This is a genomic window from Sinosporangium album, assembly GCF_900100605.1.
Lineage (GTDB): Bacteria > Actinomycetota > Actinomycetes > Streptosporangiales > Streptosporangiaceae > Sinosporangium > Sinosporangium album.
Window position 1 is genome coordinate 63,520 of the sequence record NZ_FNCN01000017.1, and the last position, 14,171, is coordinate 77,690.

General features: G+C 69.6%; 14 protein-coding genes. 3 read left to right on the forward strand and 11 right to left on the reverse strand.

Translation table 11 applies throughout. The features are described from left to right. Positions 1 to 50: 50 nt before the first annotated feature. Both BLQ73_RS18420 and guaB read right to left on the reverse strand, forming a co-directional pair. Complete coding sequence (locus BLQ73_RS18420; protein ID WP_093171776.1) at positions 51 to 1,160, reverse strand: GuaB3 family IMP dehydrogenase-related protein; 1,110 nt, start codon at positions 1,158 to 1,160, stop codon at positions 51 to 53. A 75-nt stretch (positions 1,161 to 1,235) separates the two neighbouring features. After that, positions 1,236 to 2,714, reverse strand: coding sequence for an IMP dehydrogenase (gene guaB, locus BLQ73_RS18425; protein WP_093171716.1), 1,479 nt, complete (start codon positions 2,712 to 2,714; stop codon positions 1,236 to 1,238). Between the two features lie 202 nt (positions 2,715 to 2,916). On the opposite strand from guaB, the gene BLQ73_RS18430 reads away from it, so the two are divergent. Further along, positions 2,917 to 3,294, forward strand: a complete 378-nt coding sequence (locus tag BLQ73_RS18430; protein WP_093171717.1) for a DUF5319 domain-containing protein — start codon at positions 2,917 to 2,919, stop codon at positions 3,292 to 3,294. Between the two features lie 16 nt (positions 3,295 to 3,310). Here BLQ73_RS18430 and BLQ73_RS18435 read toward each other — a convergent pair whose 3' ends face one another. The 4 genes from BLQ73_RS18435 to groES form a co-directional block, all read right to left on the reverse strand. Further along, a complete protein-coding gene (locus BLQ73_RS18435; RefSeq protein ID WP_093171718.1) occupies positions 3,311 to 3,532 on the reverse strand; it encodes a hypothetical protein in 222 nt (73 codons plus the stop codon). Then, positions 3,529 to 4,167: a sigma-70 family RNA polymerase sigma factor gene (locus tag BLQ73_RS18440; RefSeq protein WP_093171777.1), complete on the reverse strand. Its 639-nt coding sequence runs from the start codon at positions 4,165 to 4,167 to the stop codon at positions 3,529 to 3,531. Before BLQ73_RS18440 ends, BLQ73_RS18435 begins: the two co-directional genes overlap by 4 nt. A gap of 270 nt (positions 4,168 to 4,437) precedes the next feature. Next, on the reverse strand, positions 4,438 to 6,057 hold the full coding sequence (gene groL / locus BLQ73_RS18445; protein WP_093171719.1) for a chaperonin GroEL: 1,620 nt from the start codon (positions 6,055 to 6,057) through the stop codon (positions 4,438 to 4,440). Between the two features lie 108 nt (positions 6,058 to 6,165). Continuing rightward, positions 6,166 to 6,477, reverse strand: coding sequence for a co-chaperone GroES (gene groES / locus BLQ73_RS18450; protein ID WP_476712866.1), 312 nt, complete (start codon positions 6,475 to 6,477; stop codon positions 6,166 to 6,168). A 551-nt stretch (positions 6,478 to 7,028) separates the two neighbouring features. Between groES and BLQ73_RS18455 the strand changes: the two genes are divergently transcribed. Continuing rightward, on the forward strand, positions 7,029 to 8,309 hold the full coding sequence (locus tag BLQ73_RS18455; protein ID WP_245691180.1) for a class I SAM-dependent methyltransferase: 1,281 nt from the start codon (positions 7,029 to 7,031) through the stop codon (positions 8,307 to 8,309). 270 nt (positions 8,310 to 8,579) lie between these two features. After that, complete coding sequence (locus tag BLQ73_RS18460; RefSeq protein ID WP_143020322.1) at positions 8,580 to 10,550, forward strand: hypothetical protein; 1,971 nt, start codon at positions 8,580 to 8,582, stop codon at positions 10,548 to 10,550. A gap of 57 nt (positions 10,551 to 10,607) precedes the next feature. Here the strand turns inward: BLQ73_RS18460 and tsaD are convergent, their stop codons facing one another. The 5 genes from tsaD to BLQ73_RS18485 all read right to left on the reverse strand — a co-directional run bounded on the left by tsaD (position 10,608) and on the right by BLQ73_RS18485 (position 14,054). Then, the gene (gene tsaD / locus BLQ73_RS18465; RefSeq protein WP_093171723.1) at positions 10,608 to 11,639 is read right to left on the reverse strand and encodes a tRNA (adenosine(37)-N6)-threonylcarbamoyltransferase complex transferase subunit TsaD; all 1,032 of its coding nucleotides are present in this window, start codon (positions 11,637 to 11,639) and stop codon (positions 10,608 to 10,610) included. Beyond that, a complete protein-coding gene (gene rimI / locus BLQ73_RS18470; protein WP_093171778.1) occupies positions 11,632 to 12,063 on the reverse strand; it encodes a ribosomal protein S18-alanine N-acetyltransferase in 432 nt (143 codons plus the stop codon). Before rimI ends, tsaD begins: the two co-directional genes overlap by 8 nt. Before the next feature lie 20 nt (positions 12,064 to 12,083). After that, the gene (gene tsaB / locus BLQ73_RS18475) at positions 12,084 to 12,740 is read right to left on the reverse strand and encodes a tRNA (adenosine(37)-N6)-threonylcarbamoyltransferase complex dimerization subunit type 1 TsaB (protein ID WP_093171779.1); all 657 of its coding nucleotides are present in this window, start codon (positions 12,738 to 12,740) and stop codon (positions 12,084 to 12,086) included. A gap of 79 nt (positions 12,741 to 12,819) precedes the next feature. Continuing rightward, the gene (locus BLQ73_RS18480; protein ID WP_093171724.1) at positions 12,820 to 13,377 is read right to left on the reverse strand and encodes a class F sortase; all 558 of its coding nucleotides are present in this window, start codon (positions 13,375 to 13,377) and stop codon (positions 12,820 to 12,822) included. A gap of 35 nt (positions 13,378 to 13,412) precedes the next feature. Next, a complete protein-coding gene (locus BLQ73_RS18485) occupies positions 13,413 to 14,054 on the reverse strand; it encodes a hypothetical protein (protein WP_093171725.1) in 642 nt (213 codons plus the stop codon). Positions 14,055 to 14,171: the final 117 nt, after the last annotated feature.

The window sequence follows — 14,171 nt, forward strand, 5'->3', positions numbered from 1 at the left end:
ACCGATGTCGCGCACCGATGTCGCGCACCGATGTCGAGCGCGGCCGATGTCTAGCGCGTGTGCGGGGCGACGACGACCTCGACGCGCTGGAACTCCTTGATGTCGGAGTAGCCGGCGGTGGCCATCGTGCGCTTGAGGGCTCCCATGAGGTTCATGGAGCCGTCGGCGACGCTGGAGGGACCGTGGAGGATCTCGGCCATGGTGCCGATGGTGCCGACCTCGACGCGGGCGCCGCGGGGAAGCTCGCCGTGGTGCGCCTCGGAACCCCAGTGGTAGCCCTGGCCGGGGGCCTCGGAGGCGCGGGCGAGCGGCGAGCCGACCATGACGGCGTCGGCGCCGCAGGCGATGGCCTTGGCGATGTCGCCGGAGTGGGTCATGCCGCCGTCGGCGACGACATGGACGTAGCGACCGCCCGACTCGTCGAGGTAGTCGCGGCGGGCCGCGGCGACGTCGGCGATCGCGGTGGCCATGGGGACGGCGACGCCGAGGACGGTGCGCGTGGTGTGGCCGGAGCCGCCGCCGAAGCCCACGAGCACGCCCGCGGCGCCGGTGCGCATGAGGTGGAGCGCCGCGGTGTAGGTGGCGCAGCCGCCGACGACCACGGGGACGTCGAGCTCGTAGATGAACTGCTTGAGGTTGAGCGGCTCGGCCCGGCCGGAGACGTGCTCGGCGGAGACGGTGGTGCCGCGGATGACGAAGATGTCGACGCCCGCCTCGATGACGGCCTTGTGGTGCTGCACGGTGCGCTGGGGCGACAGGCGCACGGCCGTCGTCACACCGGCGTCGCGGACCTCGGCGATGCGGCTGCCGATGAGGTCGTCCCTGATCGGAGCGGTGTAGATCTCCTGAAGCCGGCGCGTCGCGGCCTCACCCTGCAGCTCGGTCACCTCGGCGAGCAGCGAGGCGGGGTCCTCGTAGCGGGTCCACAGCCCTTCGAGGTCGAGGACCGCCAGACCGCCGAGCCGCCCGATCTCGATGGCCGTCTTCGGCGAGACGACGCTGTCCATCGGGCTGACCACGACGGGCAGATCGAACCGGTAGGCGTCGATCTGCCAGGAGATCGATACCTCTTCGGGGTCGCGGGTGCGCCGGGAGGGAACGATGCCGATCTCGTCGAGCGCGTATGCCCGCCGACCGCTCTTGCCGCGCCCGATCTCCACCTGTGTCATTGTGCCCATCTCTCCAAGATCACACGAATCCGGCACGCGCCTGAAAGCGCACGCCGTCAACGAACATTAGCGCCGGTGGTAGTTGGGAGCCTCAACCGTCATCTGGATGTCGTGCGGGTGGCTCTCCTTGAGCCCCGCCGACGTGATCGGCATGAGTTGCCCCCGTTCGTGCATCTCGCCGATCGTGCGCGACCCCGTATACCACATCGCCTGGCGCAGACCGCCGACGAGCTGGTGGGCGACGGCCGCGACGGGGCCGCGGTAGGGCACCTGGCCCTCGATGCCCTCGGGGATCAGCTTGTCCTCGCTCGACACCGCGTCCTGCGAGTAGCGGTCCTTGCTGAAGGAGCCGCCGCGCTCGCGGTTGCGCATCGCCCCGAGGGAGCCCATGCCCCGGTAGGACTTGAACTGCTTGCCGTTGATGAAGATCAGCTCCCCGGGGGACTCCTCGCACCCGGCGAGCAGCGAGCCGAGCATGACGCTGTCGGCGCCGGCGGCGATGGCCTTGGCGATGTCGCCGGAGTATTGCAGGCCGCCGTCGCCGATGACCGGCACCCCCGCGGGCGCGCAGGCGAGGGACGCCTGGTAGATCGCGGTCACCTGCGGGGCGCCGACACCCGCGACGACACGCGTGGTGCAGATGGACCCCGGCCCGACGCCCACCTTGACGGCGTCGGCCCCCGCGTCGACGAGGGCCTGCGCCCCCGCCCGCGTGGCCACGTTGCCGCCGATGACGTCGACCCGGGAGTTGGCCTTGACCTTGGAGATCATGTCGCACACGCCGCGCGAGTGGCCGTGGGCGGTGTCCACGATGATGACGTCGGCCCCCGCCTCGATCAGGGCCATCGCGCGCTGCTCGGCGTCGCCGGCCACACCGACCGCCGCGCCGACGACCAGGCGCCCGTCGGCGTCCTTGGTGGAGAGGGGGTATTGCTCACTCTTGGTGAAGTCTTTGACCGTGATCAGGCCACGGAGCCGACCGCGCGCATCGACGAGGGGAAGTTTTTCGATCTTGTGCGTGCGCAGCAGGGCGAAGGCGTCGTCCCGGGAGACACCGACCGGGGCGGTGACGAGCGGCATCGCCGTCATGACCTCGCGCACGGGCCGGGAGTGGTCGGTCTCGAAGCGCATGTCACGGTTGGTCACGATGCCGACCAGCACGCCCTCGGCGTCGGTCACGGGGACGCCGGAGATGCGGTAGCTCGCGCAGAGCCGCTCGACGTCGGCGAGCGTGTCGTCCGGACCGCAGACGACGGGGTTGGTGACCATGCCGGCCTCGGACCGTTTGACGAGGTCGACTTGCTGGGCCTGCTCCTCGATCGAAAGGTTGCGGTGCAGTATCCCGATGCCGCCCTGGCGGGCCATGGCCACCGCCATGCGCGCCTCGGTCACGGTGTCCATCGCCGCCGAGACCAAGGGGATGCGCAACGTGATCGACCTCGACAGCCGGGTCGCCGTATCGGCCTCGCCCGGTTGGAGGTCGGAATGAGCGGGCACGAGCAGCACGTCGTCGAACGTGAGCCCTGTCTCGGTGAACTTGGTCATGCTGGGACCCCTCCTGCGTGCGGCGCGCTAAGGGAGTGGGGAACGGCGCCGACCTCCGGAACAGTCATTTTAGTGGGTCGCCCCAGGCAGCCCGCCGTATGACCGCAATGCCGGGATTCGCGATGCTCAGAAGGGTGACAAGAGGCACGCCCATGCGCTCGTGGCTCCCCCCGCGAGGCCAGGCACCCATAAGGTGGGATGCGTGCTGGAAGACGTCCCTCGCGACCCGTTCGCGGACGACCCCAATGACCCCGCGTCGGCGCTGGGCGAGTTCGACGGTCCCGAGCCGCTCACACCGGCCGAGCGCGACGAGGCCCTGACGGACCTCGCCGATGTCGAGGTGTTCAGATCTCTCCTGGAACCCCAGGGAGTGCTGGGTCTTGTCCTGGATTGCCCGGAGTGCGGAGAGCGGCATTACTTCGACTGGGAGCTGCTCCGCGGCAATCTGCGCCAGATGATCGACAACGGGTGGCCCCAGGTGCACGAACCCGCCTTCCAGCCCGACCCGACCGACTATGTGAGCTGGGAATACGCCAGAGGCTACGTCGACGGTGTGATCGACACCGAGGAACGCCGCTGAATCGGCCGCTCGCGCGTCACCGACGACGCCGACCCGCCCCCGCGCGCCCCCCGCCCACCCTCGACACACCGGACACGTCTTCCACGAGCGCCGCGAGCAACCTGAGAGCGGGATCACCCCTGTCGGGCACCTTCTCCCGCCGGGAGATCGCATCGAGGATCGCGTCGGTGGCGAGCTCGTCGGCCGTATCCTCAGAGCTCCGCCTGCGCCCCGAACGCCACGGGTGAACAGCCGTCAAGCTATCGACTCCAGCTCGGCCATCTGCCGCAGCCGGGCCAGGGCCCGATGTTGGGCCACCCGAACCGCACCTGGTGACATGCCGAGTACATTACCTGTCTCCTCCGCCGACAATCCCGAGACCACCCTCAGCATCAGCAGCTCCCGTTGATTGTCGGGAAGGCGGGACAGAAGCCGCCGGGCATGCTCCGCCTCGATGTAGCGGACCACCGTCTCCTCCGGCCCCGGCCCCTCGTCCGGCCCGTCGGGGAGGTCCTGGGTGGGCACCGCGGAGCGCACGGAGCTCCTGAGGGCATCGGCGACCTTGTGGGACGCGATGCCGAACACGAAAGAGGCGAAAGGGCGCCCCATATCCCGATAACGCGGTAGAGCGGACAGGACAGCGATGCACACTTCCTGCGCCACATCATCGGCAATGTGATATTGGCCGGAAACACGGCCCAGTCTGGCGCGGCAATAGCGCACAACCATCGGACGCAGTTCGGCCAACAGGGATTCGATCGCCCCGCGATCCCCCTGCACGGCCAGGTTAGTCAGCTCCCGCAGATCGTCCCTGGGAGCAACCCCGTCCGACCTCGTCGCAAGCCCTACCCCACTTTTGGCGTCGGCGACGCATCCCTCGGTCACGTTAGGCATGATGCCCGTACTGATCCAGCCTGTCGTCATCGCGAACGGCTACGGATTGGTCACATTGAGGAGACGGCGACGGCCCGTGATCGACCAACGACGGTGGGGTTTTTCAGAGCGCCGAAATTTCCAAAGCATTACTGGCACATGCGGTAATTAGTCAAAACCGCGAGACATGTCTAGACGCTCCGCCAGGCCCGATGGTTTACCGGGAAACGTGTACGGCTCGCGCAAAGCGCGAGCCGTACACCATGATCTTGCCTTCGCGGAGAAACGCGCTCAGTGGCCGTGCCCGTGGCCGTGACCGCCGGCGGCGGCGGGCACCTCCTCCTCGGGCTTGTCGACGACCAGGACCTCGGTCGTCAGCAGCATGCCGGCGATGGACGCGGCGTTCTGGACGGCCGAGCGGGTGACCTTGACCGGGTCGATGACGCCCTGCGCGAGCAGATCGCCGTATTCCCCGGTGGCGGCGTTCAGACCGCTGCCCTGGGAGAGCTCGGAGATCTTGAAGGTGACCACATAGCCCTCAAGGCCGGCGTTCTCGGCGATCCAGCGGGCCGGCTCGACGAGAGCCCTGCGGACGACGCCCACACCGGTGGCCTCGTCGCCGGACAGGCCGAGGTCGTCGAGGTCCTTGCCCACGTGGACGAGCGCGGAGCCACCGCCGGAGACGATGCCCTCCTCGATCGCGGCGCGCGTAGCCGAGATCGCGTCCTCAAGGCGGTGCTTCTTCTCCTTGAGCTCGACCTCGGTCGCCGCACCGACGCGCAGCACGCAGACACCGCCCGAGAGCTTGGCGAGGCGCTCCTGCAGCTTCTCGCGGTCCCAGTCGGAGTCGGACTGCTCGATGGCGAGCCTGATCTCCTTGACGCGGTCCTCGATGGCCTGCGAGTCGCCGGCGCCGTCGACGATCGTCGTGGCGTCCTTGGTGACCACGACACGGCGGGCCGTGCCCAGCACCTCAAGCCCGACGTGCTCCAGCTTGAGGCCGATCTCCTCACTGACGACCTGGCCGCCGGTCAGGACGGCGATGTCCTGGAGCATCGCCTTGCGGCGGTCGCCGAACCCGGGAGCCTTGACGGCGACCGAGGTGAACGTGCCGCGGATCTTGTTGGTCACCAGAACGGCAAGGGCCTCGCCCTCGACGTCCTCGGCGATCACGAAGAGCGCCTTCTTGGTCTGGGCGACCTTCTCAAGCAGCGGCAGGAAGTCCGCGATCGAGGCGATCTTGCTCTGGGTGAGCAGGATGTAAGGGTCTTCGAGGACCGCTTCCATCCGCTCGGAGTCCGTCACCATGTAAGGCGAAAGGTAACCCTTGTCGAACTGGAGACCCTCGGTGAACTCCAGCTCCATGCCCATGGCGTTGGACTCTTCGACGGTGATCACACCGTCCTTGCCCACCTTGTCGAACGCCTCGGCGATAAGGTCACCGATCTTGGCGTCCTGGGCGGAGATGGTCGCGACGTTCGCGATCTCCTTCTTGTCCTCGACAGCGCGGGCCACGGCGAGCAGCTTGTCGCTGACCGCCCGGGCCGCCAGGTCGATGCCGCGCTTGAGGGAAAGCGGCGAGGCGCCGGCGGCGACGTTGCGCAGACCCTCGCGGACCATGGCCTGGGCCAGCACGGTCGCCGTGGTCGTGCCGTCACCGGCGATGTCGTTGGTCTTGGTGGCGACTTCCTTGGCGAGCTGAGCGCCGAGGTTCTCGTACGGCTTCTCCAGCTCCACCTCACGCGCGATGGTCACACCGTCGTTCGTGATGGTCGGGGCACCGAACTTCTTGTCGATGACCACATTGCGGCCGCGGGGGCCGAGGGTCACCTTGACGGCGTCCGCGAGGGCGTTCACGCCACGCTCAAGAGCGCGCCGCGCGTCCTCCTCGAACTCCAGGATCTTCGGCATGTCTGTCCTCTCTCGGGGAGCACCTCAGTGCTCCGGACGCACCAAACCCCGGGCGCTGAAGGCGACCCGGGGCTTGGCGCGTCGAACGGGTAAGGCCCCGCGGGCTGCTTACTTCTCGATGATGGCGAGCACGTCACGAGCGGAGAGCACGAGGTACTCCTCGCCGCTGTACTTCACCTCGGTGCCGCCGTACTTGCTGTAGAGGACGATGTCGCCCTCCTTGACGTCCAGCGGAATGCGCTTCTCGCCGTCCTCGTCCCAGTTACCCGGGCCCACCGCGAGGACCTTGCCCTCCTGGGGCTTCTCCTTCGCGGTGTCCGGGATGACCAGGCCGGACGCGGTCGTCTGCTCGGCCTCAAGCGGCTGGACCACAATGCGGTCACCAAGCGGCTTAACGGGAACCTTAGTGGCGGTCGTCACGATCGGACCTCCCCTTCAGATTTGAATGATCTAGAAGAGGCGACCAGCGGCCTGCCGTCGCGGGTGTCAGACCTGCCTCGTCGCTTTGATTTGGCACTCTCACCAGGAGAGTGCCAACACGAAACAGTATGCAAGCACGCGTGGACAGTCAACACGAACCGCCCCGCGAAGCCTTCCGCAGGTCAGGAAGGCCCCACAAGCGATACTTCCATCCCCTTCGCCCGACTGAACCACCCCCACCACACACCCCAACCCCGCACAGCCCAGCACCGCCCACCCCAGAAGCGCGAGAAGTCAGCCGACTCGGCCCGTCCCCATTCCGGACCCGCCCACCCCGGGAGCGCGAGGGGGCGCCGGTGCTTGGACCGAGGAGCGCCGGGAGCGCAGCGACCAGAGCGACGAGGGAAAGCACCGGACCAAGAGCCCCCTCGCCGCGACGCGAAGCGTCGCCATCAGAACCGGACCAAGAGCCCCCTCGCCGCGCGCCGCAGGCGCGCAATCAAATACAGCGAAGCGTCGTAATCGCACACGGGGCGCTAACGTCGGACAGCGTGGATCTCGACACCTTCCTTGACCTGCTGACCGAACGGGGCCGGCGGGCCCTCGCCGAGGCCGTCGAGGCCACCTCCTCCGGCCTCGATCCTGTCGTGGCCGCCACAAGGCTGCGCAAGACCTACGACCCGGCCCTCTCGGCGGTCGCCTTGACGCAGGCCGCCCTGCGTGAACGCGCCAGGGACAAGTTCGGCCCCGACGCCGCCGCCATGTACTTCACGCGCGCCGGCCTTGAGCAGTCCACCCGCCGCGAGGTCGCCGACCACCGCGCCCGCCGCCTCGCCGCCCACTTCGGCATCGCACCCCTATCCGCGCAGGCCGCCCTGACCGCGCCACCACAAGCCGCCCCCTCTATGCCACCGGCCGCGTCCCCGAACGGGCCGAGTGTGGCCGACCTGTGCTGCGGAATCGGCGGCGACATGATCGCGCTCGCCCGGGCGGGCTTCGCCGTACACGCCGTGGACGCCGACCCGCTCACGGCGGCCGTCGCGCGGGCCAACGCCGAGGCGCTGGGCTTGGGCGACCGGGTGCGTGTGCACGCGGCGGAGGCCGCGTCGGTGGATCCCGCGGCCTTCGACGCGGTGTTCCTCGATCCGGCGCGCCGTACGTCCCGTGGCCGCACTTTCGACCCCATGGCGTACTCGCCCGCCTGGCCGGAGGTGCTGGGGATCGTCGCGCGGTCCCGGGCTGCCTGCTTGAAGGTGGCGCCGGGTATCCCCGACGAGATCCTGCCCGTGGGGGCGGAGGCGGAGTGGGTGTCTTACCGGGGCGAGGTGAAGGAGGCCGTCATCTGGTGCGGCCCGCTGGGGGCGGGGGCCGTACGGCGTGCGGGGGAGGCTGTGGCGCGCCGGGCGACCCTGCTTCCGGCCGGGCTGGTGCTCGCGCCTGACGCGCCGGAGGCGCCCGTAGGCGAGATCGGTGCGTATCTCTACGAGCCGGACGGCGCCGCTATCCGGGCGCATCTGGTGGCCGAGGTGGCGGACATGGTCCGGGGCCGTCTGATTGACCCGCTGATCGCCTATCTGACCTCGGACGAGCGGGTCTCGACACCGTGGGCGTCCTGCTATGAGATCCACAAGGTGATGCCGTTCTCCTTGAAGCGGCTGCGGGCGGCGCTGCGCGCGGAAGGTGTGGGCAGCGTGACCATCAAGAAGCGGGGGTCGGCAGTGGATATCGAGCGCTTGCGGAAAGACCTCAAGCTTTCTGGGGACAAATCCGTAGTAGTCGTCCTCACCCGAATTGGCGACCGCCCCTTTGCCCTTATCTGCACTCCCTGCTAATCCTTTCTCCATCACACCCGCGACCGCCACACACCAGCGCAGACCCCGGTGAACGTCCGCACTCGCCGCCCTGACCTGCGGCTACGGCGAATTTAGGCGATACAGCAACAATCGCGATCTTTTCCCGTCACCCCCAAAACCTTTTGGCCGTGAGGCTAAAGTGTCCGCGCGGGTCTCTTCTCCGAGCACGGTCACACCGTGCCCCCTTTCTTTCTCTTTCCTCAACAAACCGGACGTTCGGCTGATCGCCGGCGCGTGAAGGAGCCTTTCGTGGACCACTCCAGCCACACCCTGCTCCAGGCAGGCAGTCAGACCGCCATCTCCGACAGGATGCGCGAGCTTCTCGCCCGGGCCGCTCAGGACCACGTCTACGAGCAGCGCACCCAAGGCGCGGTCCTGGACGAGATACGGCAGCGCCTGGAAGGGATGGAGTGGCTGCTGCGCGAGGTCCGCGAACGCGAGCTCGGCGGGCTCAGCGGCACGCTGGAGTCCGTGCACGGCAGGCTCGACGACATCACCACCCGGCCCCCCGCCTGGGCCGAGGGCCTCGCCCAGCACGTCGAGGCGGTGCGCGACCACGTCGACGCGGTCGGCGGCCGGGTCGACGAACGCGTCGACACGCTCGGCGAGCAGGTCAAGCCGGTCGCCGAGCTGCCGAACCTCTGGGCCGACGTCGGCACGGTGGGCGAGGGCGTGGACGAGGCGCTCACCCGGCTCCAGGCCATCATCGAGGGCACCCAGGGCGTCACCGAGGCCATGGGCGACTTCAACAAGCGCCTCGGGCAGTTGCAGGCGAGCATGGAGGCCGCGGCCACACGGTTCACCCGGCTGGACAGGTCGCTCAGCGACCTCACCGCACGCACGGAACGGCTTGAGTCCGGCATGGCCGACCTGTCGGAGGGCCTGGGCAAGTCCGTGGGCTCGGCCACCGAGCGGGTGGTCGAGGCCGTCGCGCAGGTCAGCGGCACGGTCGAGGCCGCGGAGCTCCGTCTCGGCGCCCGGCTGGAGGCCGTCGAGGGCCGCGTCGAGCGCGTCGACAGGCACCTCGTCACGGTCGACGGGCGCATCGAGACCACCGACGAATACCTCGCCGACATCGACACCCGCATGACGGGGCTCGACGGCAGACTCTCCACCGTGGACGGCAGGCTCGGCGACCTCGACCGGCGCCTGACCACCGTCGACGCCAACGTCGGCACGGTGAAGAAGCACCTCGCCACGGTGGACACCAACGTCGACATCGTCACCAAGCACCTGACGACGGTCGACACCACCGTCGGTGCGGTGGCCAAGCACGTCGCCGGGGTGGACACCAACGTCGGCGCGGTCACCACGCATCTTGCGGCGGTCGACGCCAACGTCGGCGGAGTGAAGAAGCACCTCGCCACCGTCAACGCCCACGTGGAGACCGTCACCAAGCAGCTCACGAGCGTCGACGCCGACATCGACGCGGTGAAGATCCACCTGTCGGCCGTGGACACCCGGCTCGGCGCGATGGACGGCGGGCTCTCGGCCGTACGCACCCAGCTCACCTCGGTGGACGACCGGCTGTCCTCGGTCGACAGCCACCTGACGCACCACGACACGCGGTTCGACACGCTGGACGGCCGGGTGGACAGCCGGTTCACCTCCCTCGACGAGCGTCTCACCTCCGTCGACGCCCACCTGACCAAGCAGGACGGGCTGATCGCCGATACCGACGGCAAGATCGGCGATGTCGAGGGCCGCCTGTCCGGTCACCTGGGCGACGTCGAAGGCCGGCTGTCCGGTCACCTCGGCGACATCCACGGCAAGCTCAGCGGCGACCTCGGCGACGTCCAGGGCGAACTCTCGGGCCGCTTCGACACGGTCGACACCCACCTCGTGCACCTGTCCGGTCAGGCCGACAGGTCCAAGGAGCAGCTTGAGGCCGTCGACGACCGGGTGGAGGCGGTCAACCAGCGGGTCGGCCAGCTCCCGGCGACGCTCGGCATCACCGAGCGCGTCGGCGAGATGATCGAGTCCCAGACCGACAGCCACGGCAAACGCTTCGACTCGCTCGACGAGCGCCTCTCCGAGGCCGCCGACACGCTGATCACCGCCGTCCGGTCACGCCCGGACTGCGAGCAGCTCTCCGAGACCCTCAACGACATCGTCAAACCGGCCCACCACGACCTCACGCGCAGGCTCAGCACCTTGGAGGAGACCATGCTGGCGCTCGCCGAGGCCCTTCTGCGCCCCACCCGCACCGCCAAGGACTGACGAGCACCACGGCCGCAACAGCGACCGCGGCCACCTCCGCCCCGTCCCACATATCCGTCACACGTGGACGGTGGTGACCGGCAGCGACGAGTCCGCGGGGATGTCGAGCGGCGACGGCGCCACGCCGGCGGCGACCAGGTCGCTGCCCAGCGTCGCGACCATGGCGCCGTTGTCGGTGCACAGGCCCGGCCGGGGCACGCGCAGCCGGATGCCGGCGGCGTCGCAGCGCTCCTGGGCGAGGGCACGCAGCCGGGAATTGGCCGCGACCCCGCCCCCGACGAGCAGGTCGCGTACGCCGTGCTCGCGGCATGCCGCGATGGCCTTGCGCGTCAGCACGTCGACGACGGCCTCCTGGAAGGACGCGGCGACGTCGGAGACGGGGATGCTCTCCCCCGCCGCCAGTCTCGCCTCGACCCAGCGGGCGACCGCGGTCTTCAGACCGGAGAACGAGAAGTCGTAGGTGCCGTCGTCGTATTTCCCGCGCGGGAAGGCGATGGCGGTGCCCGACCCGGACGTGGCGGCCCGGTCGATGTGGGGGCCGCCGGGGAAGGGCAGCCCGAGCAGGCGGGCGACCTTGTCGAAGGCCTCCCCCGCGGCGTCGTCGACGGTCGAGCCGAGCGGGACGACCTCCTTGGCGACGTCCGGCACGAGCAGCAGCGAGGAGTGGCCGCCCGACACCAGCATCGCGATGCACGGTTTGGGGAGGGCGCCGTGTTCGAGCTGGTCGACGGCGACGTGGGCAGCGAGGTGGTTGACGCCGTAGAGCGGGATGCCGAGGCCCAGGGAGTACGCCTTGGCGGCGGCCACGCCCACCAGCAGCGCACCGGCGAGGCCCGGACCCGCGGTGACGGCGATGGCGTCGATGTCGGTGAAGGCGACACCGGCCTGGGCGAGCGCCCGCTCGACGGTGGGGGCCATGGCCTCCAGGTGGGCGCGTGAGGCCACCTCGGGTACGACCCCGCCGAACCGGGCGTGCTCTTCGACACTTGAGGCGATGGTGTTGGCCAGCAGCGTGTGCCCCTGGACGATCCCGACGCCGGTCTCGTCGCAGGAGGTCTCGATGCCCAAGACCAGGGGTGCGTCAGCCATCCAGCTTCCTCGTCATCACGATCGCGTCGGCGCCGTCGTCGTAGTAGCCCAGGCGGGTGCCGATCGGCTCGAAGCCGAACGCGGTGTACATCGCCTTGGCACTGTCGTTGTCGGCTCTGACTTCCAGGAACACGGAGTCGGTGCCGCGCCGCGCCGCCTCGGCGAGCAGCTCCGACAGGATCAGTCGGCCGATGCCCGAGCGGCGGTGGTCGGCGAGCACGGCGATGGTCTGCACGTCGGCCTGGTCGCCGGCCGCGGCGAGCCCGCCGTAGGCGATGATCTCGCCGTCGCGTTCGGCCACCACGTAGTGCCGGGTGCGCGGCTGGTCGGCCAGTTCGCCGCGCATCATGGTCTCGGTCCAGGCGTCCGCGGGGAAGGTCGCGCGCTCGATGCCCATGACCGGCGGCAGGTCGGCGAAGGTCATGGGGCGGAGCACCACCTCGCTCACACCGTCACCTTCTTCGGTGGCGCGGGGATGCTCGCGTCGGGCCGGCGCAGGTAGATCGGCGTCGGCGGGTCGAGGGCGGGCGCCGGCCCGCCGAGACGCTCCACGGCGAGCGCGGCGAGGGCCCCGGCGAACGGGTAGAGCGGAGCGGTATCGACGACGCGTTCGGCGCCGATCACCTCGCGGTAGAGCGCCGCGCCCGCGCCGACCACCGGCAGGTCGCCGGGGAGGTCGCGCGGGAGGTCGACGGCGGGGCCGTCCACACGGGTGCGCGGATCGGTGTAGCGCGCCCAGAACACCTCTTTGCGCCGCGCGTCGGTCGCGACCAGGAAGGGGGTGGAAAGGCCGCTGCCGTAGGCGACGGCGTCGAGTGTGCATATGCCGTACGCGGGGATGCCGAGTGCGGCGGAGAGCGCCTGCGCGGTCATCAGACCGACGCGTAGCCCGGTGTAGGGACCGGGACCGGCGCCCACGGCGATGGCCGTCACGTCACTCAGAGCGACACCGGCCTCCCCTAGCACGGTCTCGATCGTCGGAACGAGCAGTTCACCGTGTCGGCGCGCGTCGACGACCGTCGACTCGGCAAGCACGCGCTCACTATCGGCGAGCGCGGCGGTCACGGCGGGGGTGGCGGTGTCAAAGGCCAGGACCAGCACGAACATCAAGGGTAGTGCGTTCCTCGCGGGCCCTGACCCGAACCGCCCACACCGGCCCGTGCGAAGGCGGCGGCGCGGTCTACGCGGAGGGCCGTTTGGGCCGCACGGGAGAGGCGTAAACGATGACGTTGTCGCGGTATTCGCGGGTTTTCCAGTCGAATGATCCGCCGCAAGTGATCAGCCGGAGCCCCTCCCCCAAATACACGCGCTTAGTAGGAAAACGCCCCTTGTCCACCTGTTCGAGCGAGTCAACCTTGTACTCGACCGTCTTCCCGTCGCTGCGGGCCACCCGGACGACCTGTCCCTTTTTAAGCTGCCTCAGCTTGTAGAAGACGGCCGGGGCCGTCCGGGTGTCCACATGCCCGATGATCACGGTCGCGCCCTCGTCACCGGGCACCGCGCTGTGCTTGAACCACCCCGCCGTCTCTGGCTCCTCGTACGGCGGAAGCTCGACGTCGCCTCCCTTGGTCATGCCGAGTTCCATCAACGGCGCGTCCACGTCGATCGCGGGGATGGCGACCTTCTCGGGGATCACGGGGTCGGTCTCGTCCGTCGCGGCTCGGCCGAACGCGAACAGCACGATTCCAGTGACCGCTCCGGCGATGGCGATACGGAACGGACGGGGGGAGTCCGCCATGATCAGCTGCCTATGTGGTGCATGGAGCCACTACGTCAGGTACGGCGCCGCCGCCAGGCCACGAAGCCGGCCCCGCCTCCGGCCACCGCCGCGCCGACAAGGGCGACCGTGCCGAGGGACATGCCGGACTCCTCCTGCGGCCCGCCGCCGGCGGCGGTGCCGCCGCCTCCGGCCTTCGGCGCCCGGTCCGGCACGACTTCGGGGCGCTTGGCCACGCGCAGCTTCGCCGTACCGGTGTCGTTGGTGCCCTCGCACTTGATGGAGACCTCGTAGGTGCCGCGGTCGATCGTGCCCGGCACCCGGGCCTCGCCCCGCACCCACGGGCCGCGCGCCGGGGCGGAGGGGGCGTCCGACGAGCCGCTGTCGCCGCCGCCCTCGGCGTCCGTGGGGACCGGTTCGAGGGTGACCGCGCGGGTGAACGCGTCAGAGGTGGCGGTGCCGCTGTGCTCCGGCCCGCCCTCGGGGACGGGGCAGTTGGCGAGCACCCACACGCTGTCGCGTTCGCCTTCGGTGACGCGTTCGGGGTTGAGCCTGATCGCGACGTTCTCGCGGCCCGTCACCGCCGCTGTGGGCGAGGCCGTGGGGGTCGCCGCTCCGCTTCCCGCCGCCAGTTCCGCCGCCTCCGGCTCAGCCGTGCACCCGACCGCGCCGATGAGGGCCAAGGCCCCGATTGCCATGATCTGTCCGACCCTTGGCACCGCCGTACTCCACTTCGCCGTCCGACCCGACCCACATCACGTAATGCTTAGCGCTGCACTTCCCCAATACCCAGAAAAATCAGGGCAGACCCATCG

Excerpts from the sequence above, each read along its gene's own strand:
- BLQ73_RS18440 (WP_093171777.1), bottom strand. The coding sequence starts at position 4,167 with ATGCCTAACGTGACCGAGGGATGCGTCGCCGACGCCAAAAGTGGGGTA.
- groL (WP_093171719.1), bottom strand. The coding sequence starts at position 6,057 with ATGCCGAAGATCCTGGAGTTCGAGGAGGACGCGCGGCGCGCTCTTGAG.
- BLQ73_RS18485 (WP_093171725.1), bottom strand. The coding sequence starts at position 14,054 with ATGGCAATCGGGGCCTTGGCCCTCATCGGCGCGGTCGGGTGCACGGCT.
- BLQ73_RS18480 (WP_093171724.1), bottom strand. The coding sequence starts at position 13,377 with ATGGCGGACTCCCCCCGTCCGTTCCGTATCGCCATCGCCGGAGCGGTC.
- rimI (WP_093171778.1), bottom strand. The coding sequence starts at position 12,063 with ATGACCTTCGCCGACCTGCCGCCGGTCATGGGCATCGAGCGCGCGACC.
- tsaD (WP_093171723.1), bottom strand. The coding sequence starts at position 11,639 with ATGGCTGACGCACCCCTGGTCTTGGGCATCGAGACCTCCTGCGACGAG.
- guaB (WP_093171716.1), bottom strand. The coding sequence starts at position 2,714 with ATGACCAAGTTCACCGAGACAGGGCTCACGTTCGACGACGTGCTGCTC.